Annotated in this window: 11 protein-coding genes; 9 read left to right on the top strand and 2 right to left on the bottom strand. The window is 42.6% G+C overall.

From position 1 onward, the window contains the following. Positions 1-695: 695 nt before the first annotated feature. The 9 genes from MKY83_RS17245 (at position 696) to rbsB (ending at position 10,147) form a co-directional block, all read left to right on the top strand. A complete protein-coding gene (locus MKY83_RS17245; protein ID WP_342487518.1) occupies positions 696-2,177 on the top strand; it encodes a spore germination protein in 1,482 nt (493 codons plus the stop codon). Continuing rightward, on the top strand, positions 2,167-3,264 hold the full coding sequence (locus MKY83_RS17250) for an endospore germination permease (RefSeq protein ID WP_342487519.1): 1,098 nt from the start codon (positions 2,167-2,169) through the stop codon (positions 3,262-3,264). Before MKY83_RS17245 ends, MKY83_RS17250 begins: the two co-directional genes overlap by 11 nt. Then, the gene (locus tag MKY83_RS17255) at positions 3,254-4,396 is read left to right on the top strand and encodes a Ger(x)C family spore germination protein (protein ID WP_113767783.1); all 1,143 of its coding nucleotides are present in this window, start codon (positions 3,254-3,256) and stop codon (positions 4,394-4,396) included. The genes MKY83_RS17250 and MKY83_RS17255 overlap by 11 nt, the downstream gene beginning before the upstream one ends. Positions 4,397-4,513: 117 nt before the next feature. After that, positions 4,514-5,500 (top strand): LacI family DNA-binding transcriptional regulator, encoded by a 987-nt coding sequence (locus tag MKY83_RS17260; RefSeq protein ID WP_044140089.1) that lies wholly within the window; start codon positions 4,514-4,516, stop codon positions 5,498-5,500. Next, on the top strand, positions 5,497-6,375 hold the full coding sequence (rbsK, locus tag MKY83_RS17265) for a ribokinase (protein ID WP_106067023.1): 879 nt from the start codon (positions 5,497-5,499) through the stop codon (positions 6,373-6,375). The genes MKY83_RS17260 and rbsK overlap by 4 nt, the downstream gene beginning before the upstream one ends. Then, complete coding sequence (rbsD, locus tag MKY83_RS17270) at positions 6,372-6,764, top strand: D-ribose pyranase (protein WP_065097896.1); 393 nt, start codon at positions 6,372-6,374, stop codon at positions 6,762-6,764. The genes rbsK and rbsD overlap by 4 nt, the downstream gene beginning before the upstream one ends. A 15-nt stretch (positions 6,765-6,779) precedes the next feature. Continuing rightward, positions 6,780-8,261 carry a sugar ABC transporter ATP-binding protein gene (locus MKY83_RS17275; RefSeq protein WP_106067022.1) on the top strand — a complete coding sequence of 494 codons (1,482 nt, stop codon included), beginning with the start codon at positions 6,780-6,782 and terminating at the stop codon, positions 8,259-8,261. A gap of 1 nt (position 8,262) precedes the next feature. Beyond that, a complete protein-coding gene (gene rbsC / locus MKY83_RS17280) occupies positions 8,263-9,216 on the top strand; it encodes a ribose ABC transporter permease RbsC (RefSeq protein WP_044140093.1) in 954 nt (317 codons plus the stop codon). 13 nt (positions 9,217-9,229) lie between these two features. Further along, the gene (gene rbsB / locus MKY83_RS17285; RefSeq protein ID WP_012011498.1) at positions 9,230-10,147 is read left to right on the top strand and encodes a ribose ABC transporter substrate-binding protein RbsB; all 918 of its coding nucleotides are present in this window, start codon (positions 9,230-9,232) and stop codon (positions 10,145-10,147) included. 74 nt (positions 10,148-10,221) lie between these two features. Here the strand turns inward: rbsB and MKY83_RS17290 are convergent, their stop codons facing one another. Together MKY83_RS17290 and alsR are read right to left on the bottom strand one after the other, a co-directional pair. Beyond that, the gene (locus MKY83_RS17290) at positions 10,222-10,839 is read right to left on the bottom strand and encodes a flavin reductase family protein (protein ID WP_003214878.1); all 618 of its coding nucleotides are present in this window, start codon (positions 10,837-10,839) and stop codon (positions 10,222-10,224) included. 50 nt (positions 10,840-10,889) lie between these two features. After that, positions 10,890-11,786: an acetoin biosynthesis transcriptional regulator AlsR gene (gene alsR / locus MKY83_RS17295; RefSeq protein WP_342487520.1), complete on the bottom strand. Its 897-nt coding sequence runs from the start codon at positions 11,784-11,786 to the stop codon at positions 10,890-10,892. Between the last annotated feature and the right edge of the window lie 97 nt (positions 11,787-11,883).

Consider the following 11,883-nt stretch of genomic DNA (forward strand, 5'->3'; position numbering starts at 1 on the left):
AGTATATAGGTTCAGCATAAAATCACAATCGGTATTATGTAACATAATCTTTCACTTCCTCGTATGCCAAAATCCTCTAATCAGAAGGTGGATTGACCTAGCTCCTCTTTAAATGAAAAGGCCAAAAGACGGACAAAAATCAGCCTGAATTTCGGCTTCAATCAAGAGTAAGCGTTACCATCAAGCATCGAAAAATCTTTTGTCCTTTTCTCCCTAAATTTTTTGACAATTGTTAAGATGTATTTTGAATCAATGTTTTAAAGCCCTTTAAACTCTATAACATCAGTCGTATCAGCGCTTTAAATGAATAGTGCGTGTTTTGGAATGTTTTCGATTTTTGAAGGAACAGGTTAGAAAGTCATCTTCATCGGTCAGAACGCTACACGTTGACCTATGACAAAGGTCACCTCATAAAAAATCAAGTCATATGCTTATTTTCGGGTCACAAAAAATTGGGATAAGATGTCAACTATTGATCATTTCGAAATGCCTGCTCTTTACGATATTCGCTCCTTATGACCTACACAATGAAACATTATTCATTTGTTTTTATCAAGATTCATCATTTCTTAACATTTTTAATATGATTTTAGTTGAAAGTTGTCAATTCATGTCATGCTTTCCCCAAAGGCGACGAATAAAATCAGCTTCCCCGCTTACACTAAGGTTAAAAAATCTGTGAGAGGAGGCTAAAGATGCCAAACAGCAATGAGCAAACACGGTTGCATTTTTTATCAGGCAGCTTCGAGGAAAAAATCCGGATTCTGAAAAAAACATTTCAGCAAAGCGGCGATTTTGAATACCGAGAGTTAATGGTGAATGAAACGAAATCTGTCCTGTTTTTTATTAAAACAAGAATTGATGAAGGCAAACTGAACAACTTTATTATCGGTAACTTGTTAGGTCCTCCTGGAAAACAAGATTATACAAAGTCTCTTAGTACGCTTGAAACAGGCGACTTGACTCTGATCACTGACAGTATTATTGCAGGAAGCATTGCCTTTCTTGATGAAAATTCCTCGCAGATCAAATTATTTGCTGTCGGGCAGCCGCCGCTTCGCTCTATTTCTGAGCCTTCTTCAGAAAGCATCATTGCGGGTGCTCATGATGGATTTGTGGAAAGTTTGGATACGAATATATATTTACTGCGTTCTCACTTAAATGATCGGAAGCTCGCCATTCAGTACCATAAGGTCGGTACAAAATCGGAAACAAAGCTTGCGATTGTTTATATTTCTGATGTAGCGAATCAGGAAAAGGTAGAAGAGGTAAACAGACGGATCTCTTCTATTAAAGTAGACACGCTGATTAGTCCTGGTTCTATTGTTGAGGCGATCGAAGATGATTCATTTTCTATTTTTCCGCAGCTGATTGATACAGAACGTCCTGATAAGGTGAGATCTGCCATTCTTGAAGGTCGTATTGTAGTGCTGATGGACGGGAGCCCTATGGCAATTATTCTTCCTGTCACCTTTTTTAGTTTCTTTCAATCACCAGATGATTATAATAGCCGCTGGATTCCAGCTACATTTATCCGTATTTTGCGTTATCTCGCCTGCATCATCGCAGTCATACTGCCATCTTTTTATATCGCCGTGATTGGGTTTCATTATGAGGTGGTCCCTGATGAACTCGCCGTGACCATGAAGAATTCTATTATTGGGATTCCCTTCCCTCCTTTAATCGAAGCCATGCTGATGGAAATTACTATTGAACTCATACGGGAAGCCGGGGTGCGTCTGCCAAAACCAATCGGGCAAACCATTGGGATCGTAGGAGGTTTGGTCATTGGGGATGCCGTTGTACAAGCAGGACTCATCTCAAATGTTCTTGTCATTGTGGTCGCTGTGACCGCTGTCGCTTCCTTTGTCCTTCCTTCGTTTGAAATGACGTCTACCATCAGGATGCTGCGTTTTCCGCTCATGTTCATGGCTTCAATGTTTGGCTTTATCGGCATTTCATTTGGCCTGGCCATCGTCCTCATGAATTTATGCCGCCTAGAATCATTAGGGGTACCGTACTTATCACCAGTTGCCCCCTTTAACTGGCAGGATTTAAAAGATACCTTGATTCGACTTCCCATGTGGATGTACAAACAGCGCCCTGTTTATTTAAAACCGCAAAAGAAAAAACAAATTGAAAATTTGAGAGGATGGGAAAAGAAAAATGAAAAATAAAATATCTCCACCTCAAGCGATCTTTTTTCTCATCCAATCTCAAATTGGTGTTGGGATTTTAGCGCTTCCCCATTTGCTGATGAAAGATATGGGGCACGATGGCTGGATGGCGATTATCTTAGCCGGCGTATTTATTCAAATCATCAATACCATTTTCATTTATATCATTCAAAAATATCCTGACATATCGTTCTTCCAAGCATTAATCAAAGTCTATGGGAAGTGGATAGGGCATATTTTAATCGGGCTTTATACAGTTTATTTTGCCTCGATCTGCATTGTTGTTCTCTCAATTTTCACCAGAATACTTGGTATATGGGTACTGCCACTTACGCCAAACTGGGTCATTAATTTATTGCTGACGATCTCTATCATCTACATCGCAAAAGAAAAAATCACAGCGGTCGTCAGATTTAACTTTATCTTAACCCCCTTTTTGCTCATGTTGTCTTTACTCATGTTCTATTCGTTAAAAGGAACCAATATTGACTACCTCATGCCTTTCTTCCAGACGGATTTGTCTCAGTTCCAGCTTGGATTGAAAGATGTGGTGCTCTCGATGAACGGCTTTGAAATGATTCTCATCATCTCTCCATTCATGAAAGGTTCCATCAAAGAACGGTATAAGGTCATGACGATTTCAAATATATGCACGACGCTTTTCTACCTATTTATTACATTGATTTGTTTTATGTTCTTCAGCCCGATTGAGCTTGATATCATTCCAAATCCTGTGCTTTATCTATTAAAGACCATTACATTCGGAATCATTGAACGAACAGATTTAATTTTTCTAAGTTTCTGGGTGTTTGTCATTCTTGCCACACTCAGCAATTACCTTCACTTCTGTGCCAATGGCCTAGCGAGCCTACTTAATAAAAAAGAGCATAAAAAATATGTCTGTTATTTTGCCATTTTCATCTACGCGGCTTGCTGTTTTCTCGCAAACGATAACTTTAGAATACAGCGCTTTAACGACTTTACGACCATTGCTCAAATTTCAGTTATTTACACACTGCCGATCATTATGGCCATCATCATTTTTATCAAACATCTTAAAGGGAAGGTGAAATCGCATGCGTCATAAGTTTTCGCTGACGCTCCTCATGTGTATATCGCTTATCTTCATGCCTGGCTGCTGGGATCAAAACTTATTAAAAAATATCTCTCTTGTGTTAACGTCTACGGTTGATCAAGGAGAAGACGACAATGCGAAGTTCTCCATCACCTATCGTAAAGTGCAGCAGTCTCAAAGCATGGCGCAAGGAAATACAGGCAGCTATTTAACCACTGTTCTTACAACTGAAGCTCCTACATTAAGAAAAGCAAGAACCAACTTCAGCCGAATTGTCGATCAAAAAATTGATATATCAAAAATGCGAGTCATGCTAATCGGTGATGAATTTGCTCAAAATAGCCTTCTCCCCTATTTAGATATGTTCTATCGAGATCCAAAAAGTCCTTTGCTCGCCAATCTTGCAGTGGTACAGGGGGGAACCTGTGTGGAATTAATCAACCAGCTCCTCAAGGAAAAGGTCATTGTGAGCGATTATTTAAATAACCTCATCACCACTGCATCTCAATCCTCCCAAGTAGCACCTAAAAACATGCAAAGCATTCGTTCCAAAATGCTGCAAACCGGAGAGGATTTCACACTGCCGTTACTCTACTATGATCAAGAGAAAAAACTAACGAGTGTAAAAGGCGTAGCCCTATTTGATAATGAGAAAAAGAAAGGTGAGCTGTACGGACAAGATGCCATTCTTCTCAATGTCATGGACGAGAATATGGGTAAATATGCGAACTTCACTAAAAAAGTAAGAAGTGATATGAAATCAAAGGAGAACAATTACATCACCATTCAAGTGACAGATTCAAAGAGAGACATCAACATTATCAATCCTGACCATCGAAACTTAACCTTTTCTCTTGAGTATGAATTCACGACCTCTGTCCTTGAATACCCGAAAGATAATCTAGACACAGATAAAAAAATTAAAATGCTCAACAAAAGGCTTTCCGCAATTTTGACAAAAGAAGCAGAAAAAGTCGTGGCCTCCCTGCAAGAAGCAAACTCTGACGTCCTTAGCCTAGGCAGAAAATATCGGGTAAGACACTATGATGAATTCATGAAAATGAACTGGGTTACGGATTATCCAAATGTAAAAATTATCCCAAAAATCAAAGTGAATATTACAGAAACAGGGATTATTAGTTAAGAAAAGGAAGATGTCATCTTTCTTTTCTTTTTTTATTTTTTTAAGATTGTCATTTAAAAGCTTTCATGATAATCTATTTGTGTAAACGGTTACACATTCACGAAGGGAGGCACTCCATTGGCTACAATTAAAGATGTTGCAAAAGCTGCACAAGTGTCTGTTGCCACTGTTTCACGCGTATTGAACGATACTGGGTATGTCCATTCAGATACGAAAATCCGCGTGACACAAGCGATGCAGGAGCTGAACTACTTTCCCAATGAAGTGGCTAGATCCCTTTTCAAAAGAGAATCCCGCTTAATCGGTTTGATCTTGCCTGATATCACAAACCCCTTCTTTCCTCAGCTTGCTAGAGGCGTAGAGGATGAGATTCATGCGCAAGGTTTTCGGTTATTATTCGGAAACAGTGATGAAGATCGAGAAAAGGAATTGGCTTATTTACAAACATTTAAACAAAATCAAGTAGTCGGTGTCATCGCTGTCACAAACGAACCTGAATCAGATATATACAATGATGATGAATTGCCGGTTGTGTTCTTAGATCGAACCGTTCCACATGCACCTTCTGTATCTGCAGATACTGCAGCTGGCGGGAAAATGGCTGCAATGGAATTAATCAGGCGCGGCAGCCGGCAGATCACACTGCTGAAAGGACCTGCCCACCTTCAAACAGCGAGGCAGAGATTCAAGGGTGCACTCGATGTACTGACCGAAAAGGGTGTCGACTTCCATGTGATGTCTAATGCTTCATTTTCTTTTCAAGAAGCCCGTAAGAGTGCCAAGGCTCTTTTCCAGCTGTACCCTGAAACAGATGGCATCATTGCCAGTAACGACATCGTCGCAACAGCGGTCATTCACGAAGCACTTCGGATCGGAAAAGCCGTTCCAGAGGATGTTCAAATCATTGGGTTTGATGATATTCCGCAAAGCGAGCTGCTCTTCCCTTCCCTATCGACGATTAGGCAGCCTGCCTATGAGATGGGAAAAGAAGCGGCACAGCTGTTAATCAAAGCGATTCAGAAACAACCTATAGATCAACCAGTTATCCAAATGCCCGTCTCTTTTATTGAACGAGAGACCACAAGAAAGGTGGATTCACAATGAGTCATATTGTCGTAGTAGGAAGCTGTTCAATGGATTTAGTCGTCACTTCGAATAAACGACCAAATGCCGGTGAAACAGTGTTAGGCGAATCATTTAAAACCGTCCCAGGCGGAAAAGGCGCCAATCAAGCAGTCGCCAGTGCCAGACTCGGTGCTGATGTATACATGGTCGGCCGAGTCGGTGATGACGCTTATGGTCAAGATATTCTCAGCAATCTACAAGATCAAGGGGTCCGCACCTCATATATGAAACCGGTTACCGAAATGGAAAGCGGCACGGCTCATATCATTTTAGCAGAAGGTGATAACAGCATTGTCGTGGTCAAAGGGGCAAATGACGAGGTCACTCCTGACTATGTGAGAGAAGCACTTTCTACAATAGATGATATTGGAATAGTGCTCATTCAGCAGGAAATACCTGAAGAAACGGTCGAAGCTGTCTGCGCCATTTGCAGTGAAAAAGAAATCCCTGTGATTTTAAACCCTGCACCTGCCCGCAAAGTATCGCAGCAAGTTTTAGACCAGGCTGCCTATATTACACCGAATGAGCACGAGGCTGTTCTCATGTTTAATGGACTCCCAATTGAAGACGCCTTGCGTCAATACCCTAACAAATTACTGATTACAGAAGGGAAAAATGGGGTTCGATATTTTGACGGATTGAAAGAAGTGCTCGTCCCAGGCTTTCCAGTCGAAGCAGTTGATACAACAGGAGCAGGCGATACCTTTAACGGAGCCTTGGCTGTCGCCTTAACAGAAGGCAACTCTCTCTATGACGCACTTGCATTCGCTAACCTTGCAGCATCAATGTCTGTCACCAAGTTCGGTGCACAAGGCGGCATGCCAACAAGAGAAGAACTGGAGAGAAAAAAATGAAAAAAAACGGCATCTTAAATAGTCATATCGCCAAGGTACTTGCTGACCTTGGTCATACAGATACAATCGTCATCGCAGACTGCGGCCTGCCTATTCCAGAAGGTCCAGTCAAAATCGACCTGGCACTATCAATCGGCACACCGTCCTTTCAGGAGGTCACCTCCCTCCTTCTTCAAGAAATGGCGGTTGAACACATTACTGTAGCTAGTGAAATCAAAGAAGCCAATGAGCGAGATCATCTATTTCTAAAGAAAGCGTTCTCACACCCATTACATGATGTAGACCACGAGACGTTCAAAGACATGACCAAACAGGCAAAAGCAGTCATTCGCACGGGTGAAGCCACCCCATACGCAAACTGCATTCTTCATGCCGGTGTCATCTTTTAAAAGGAGGAGCCAGATATGAACATTGAGATGCATAACATCCATAAGGCCTTTGGAAAAAACACCGTTCTTTCCGGGGTCTCCTTTGACCTCGTCACAGGTGAGGTTCACGCGCTCATGGGTGAAAATGGCGCAGGAAAATCAACTTTAATGAACCTGCTCACAGGTCTTTATTCATTAGACCAGGGAACGATTCATATCGACGGGAAAGAAACCGCTTTCAAAAATCCGAAGGAAGCGGAACAACACGGTATCGCCTTTATTCATCAAGAGCTCAACATATGGCCAGATATGACCGTCTTGGAAAACCTATTCATCGGGAAAGAAATCAATACGAAATTTGGATTGCTAGACACAAAGAAAATGAAGGTTCTTGCCCAAAGCCAGCTGGACCGATTGTCTGTGAACCTCTCGCTTGATCAAGAGGCAGGCAGCTGCTCTGTTGGACAAAAACAGATGATTGAGATTGCAAAGGCATTAATGACGGAAGCGAAGGTCATCATCATGGATGAGCCAACAGCAGCTCTAACGGACCGTGAGATTGAAAAGCTCTTTCAGGTCATTGAATCTCTCAAAAAGGAAGGCGTATCCATCGTCTATATTTCTCACCGTATGGAGGAAATCTTTGCGATTTGTGACCGGATTACCATCATGCGCGATGGGAAAACGGTCGATACGAAAGCCATACCTGAAACGAATTTCCATGAGGTGGTCAAAAAAATGGTCGGCCGCGAATTAACAGATCGATACCCTGAGAGAACGCCTTCTCTAGGAGATACTATCCTTGAGGTGAAGCAAGCGACAAGAAAAGGACAATTTCAAGATATCAATTTCTCCGTTAAAGCTGGAGAAATCGTCGGTGTTGCAGGCTTAATGGGCGCTGGCAGGACCGAAATGATGCGATCGCTGTTTGGTCTTGATCCTCTTGATCAAGGTGAAATCTGGGTTCATGGAAAAAAGGCTATCATTAAAAAACCAAGTGATGCCGTCAAGCTTGGCATCGGCTTTATCACAGAGGATCGCAAAGATGAAGGACTTATGCTGGATGCATCCATTCGAGAAAACATTGGTCTGCCAAACTTAGAAAGCTTCTCTCCAAAAGGACTGATCGATAAGAAAAACGAACAGGATTTTGTTGACCTGCTCATCAAAAGATTGACGATTAAAACGGCTTCCTCTGAAATCTCTGCTCGAAGTCTCTCTGGTGGAAATCAGCAAAAAGTCGTCATCGCCAAATGGATCGGCATCCAGCCAAAGGTCTTGATTTTAGATGAACCGACAAGAGGTGTCGACGTCGGAGCGAAACGAGAAATCTACCAGTTAATGAATGAACTGACTGATCGAGGTGTCGCCATTTTAATGGTCTCCTCTGAGCTCCCAGAAGTTCTAGGGATGAGCGATCGAGTGCTTGTCATTCATGAAGGAACCATCAGCGGCGAATTAAATAAAGCAGACGCAACACAAGAACGAATTATGACACTAGCTACAGGAGGGAAGTAACATGAAACCACTTACTTCAAATGGACGATTTGACAACATCATGCAAAAGCTTGGGCCATTCTTAGGGCTCATCATCCTTGTTGCCATTGTTTCTATTTTAAACCCGGCCTTTTTAGAGCCATTAAACATCTTAAACTTACTGAGACAAATCTCCATTAATGCCCTCATTGCCTTTGGTATGACGTTTGTTATTTTAACCGGAGGAATTGATTTGTCTGTCGGGGCCATTTTAGCACTTTCTAGTGCACTGACTGCCGGATTTATCGTGTCTGGTATGGACCCGATTTTAGCTATTATCGTTGGCTGTATCATCGGCGCTATTCTTGGGATGGTCAACGGTCTTTTAATCACAAAAGGAAAAATGGCTCCTTTTATCGCAACACTTGCCACGATGACGATTTTCAGAGGGTTAACACTTGTTTATACAGATGGAAACCCGATTACAGGACTCGGTTCTAACTATGCCTTTCAGTTATTCGGCCGCGGGTATTTCTTAGGCATTCCTGTTCCAGCGATCACGATGCTTCTCACCTTTATCGTACTTTGGGTGCTTCTTCATAAAACTCCTTTCGGCAGAAGAACGTATGCCATCGGCGGAAATGAAAAAGCTGCGTTCATTTCAGGAATCAAAGTACCACGCGTAAAAATTATGATTTATTCATTGGCAGGTTTCATGTCTGCTTTAGCAGGTGCCATTTTAACCTCTCGCCTAAACTCAGCTCAGCCAACAGCTGGTACGTCCTATGAGCTTGATGCGATTGCTGCTGTTGTACTTGGCGGGACAAGCCTGTCTGGCGGAAGAGGACGAATTGTCGGCACACTGATCGGGGTGCTCATCATCGGTGTCCTGAACAACGGTATGAACTTACTTGGTGTATCATCATTCTATCAATCTGTTGTGAAAGGGATTGTCATCTTGATTGCAGTCCTACTAGACAGAAAGAAATCTGCTTAAGGAGGCAGCTGCTATGAAAAAATATCTCATTCTCATTCTGACTCTCTCATTATTCATGCTTTCTGCCTGCTCGCTAGAACCGCCAGAGTGGGCCAAATCAACAAAAGATGGGAAGAAAAAAGACATCAAAATCGGTCTCTCGATCTCAACTTTAAACAACCCATTCTTCGTTTCTCTCAAAAACGGGGTGACGAAAGAAGCGAAAAAGCTTGGCATCGAAGTCGTCATTGCAGATGCACAAAATGATTCAGCGAAACAAACAAGTGACGTAGAAGATTTAATTCAGCAAGGGGTCGACGCATTACTCATCAACCCAGCTGATTCGTCTGCTATATCGACTGCTGTTGAATCAGCGAATGCTTCTGATATTCCTGTCATCACATTAGACCGCTCAGCTGAAAGCGGAAAAGTAGAAGCACTGGTTGCTTCAGATAACGTCAAAGGCGGCGAAATGGCAGCTAACTTTATTATCGACAAGGTTGGTAAAGGAGCAAAAGTCGCTGAATTAGAAGGTGTACCAGGCGCTTCCGCTACACGTGAGCGCGGAAAAGGATTCCATCAAATAGCAGATAAAGATCTAAAAGTGACTGCAAAACAAGCGGCTGACTTCGACCGAACAAAAGGATTGAACGTCATGGAAAACCTCCTTCAAGGAAACCCTGACATCAAAGCCGTTTTTGCCCACAATGATGAAATGGCACTTGGCGCTTTAGAGGCGATTCAAAGCTCTGGAAAAGATATTCTCGTCGTTGGCTTTGACGGAAATGAAGATGCTCTCAACTCAATCAAAGCAGGAAAACTATCCGCAACAGTCGCCCAGCAGCCAGAGCTGATCGGGAAACTGGCAGTCGGCGCTGCAAGCGACGTCTTAAAAGGGAAGAAAGTAGAAAAGAACATCGCAGCTCCACTGAAACTAGAACAGAAAAAATAAACACAAAACCCCCGATTTCCCTCGGGGGTACAGATTATTGACAAAGGGCTTTAGTCCTTTGTCTTCTTTTCATTTCATTCTGGTCTTTTTAGCACAAATGACGTCCCTAAATGGGCATAATCATTTCCCGCTAAACGTGCGACTGGCTTTAGTTCATGAGTCGAAACATATCCTTTTTCCGCATCATAAACAGCCTCATCTAAATGCGCACACACAACCCGGCCAATGATATGATCGACCGTGATCTCCCCTTCATCATTTTGAAAGGTAAGATGCTTTTCAAGCTGACATTCAAAGCGAATACGCGCTTCCTGAATGCCCGGCACTGACACGACATGACTCTTTACTTGATGAAGACCGGTTCGATCCAGCTCACTCTCATCCTGTGGCAGCGTAGCAGCTGTTTCATTAATATCTTCTATTATCGCTTCATCACTCACATGGACTACAAATTCTCCTCTGTCAATCATATGCTGCGCTGTGTCTTTCATCTGACCTTCGCGTCGTCCGATAGAAACTGCGAGGAGCGGCGGGTGTCCGCTGATGACATTAAAGAAACTAAATGGTGCGGCATTGACAACATCGTCTTTAGACAGACTTGTAATAAACGCAATCGGTCGTGGAACAATAGAACCCGATAATAATTTATATGCTTCTTTTCTTGATAGCTGATCCATTTGCAACGTAATCAATTCAGACACGCCTCCTTTTGGTGTATCGACATCATACCATACCTCTTTTTCTATGCCTCTGATTCAGGCTCGGTGCGATGCAGGATATGGTGGACAAGATGAAATAAAGCCGGATTATGATTTTCTCGTCTATAGGAAATCGTCCATTCTGCCAGAAGCTGTTCACCTTCCATGGACCGATACACAACATCTAGATTAAATAAACGCCGGGCTGATTTTGGAATAACTGCGATACCGACACCAGCTGTGACTAGGCCAATCACCATTTGATATTCCGCCGCTTCCTGCACAATATTAGGAGAAAACCCGTACTTTTCACATAGCAGGACAAAGTGTTGATAAAGGGACGGCCATGATTCCTGTGATAAAGAAATAATCGGCTCATGACGAATATCTTCGATCGTGACCGCCTCTTTTTTCGCCAGCGGATGATTTTTCGGAATCGCAAAAATACATTCACTTTGCTTCATCAAACGGCTGACCAGTTCTTCATGAGGAGATGTAGGATGTAAAAAACCGATATCAATCTCCCCATTTAAAAGCGCTCCTAGCTGCTGCGGAACAGAAAGCTGCTCCAGCTCAATACTGACAGAGGGATACAGCTCTCTGAATTCGCGTACAACTGGCGGCAGAATATCATACGTCGCTGTTCCAACAAACCCTATGATGATTTTTCCCAGCTCTCCTCTTGCTGTATGCCGGGCATGATCAACGGCTTTATCAAGCTGATGCAGCACACCCCGCACCTCATGTAAAAAGACCTTTCCAGCAGCTGTTAGCTCCACCACTCGCTTCGACCGGTGAAACAAAGGAAACCCCAATTCTTCTTCAAATTGCTTAATTTGCTGACTAAGTGGAGGCTGTGTCATATTCAATCGTGCGGCTGCTCTGCCAAAATGCAGCTCCTCTGCTACTGTGACAAAGTATTGCAAATGTCTCAGTTCCATCCTTTCACCCCTCGCACACTTATTCGTGAAACATATTAAAACCACGTTAAACAGATATTGGAAATTTTCCATTTTGAAATGTATAGTAAATCATATC

The sequence above is a fragment of the Bacillus sp. FSL M8-0266 genome (assembly GCF_038613425.1).
GTDB lineage: Bacteria > Bacillota > Bacilli > Bacillales > Bacillaceae > Bacillus > Bacillus pumilus.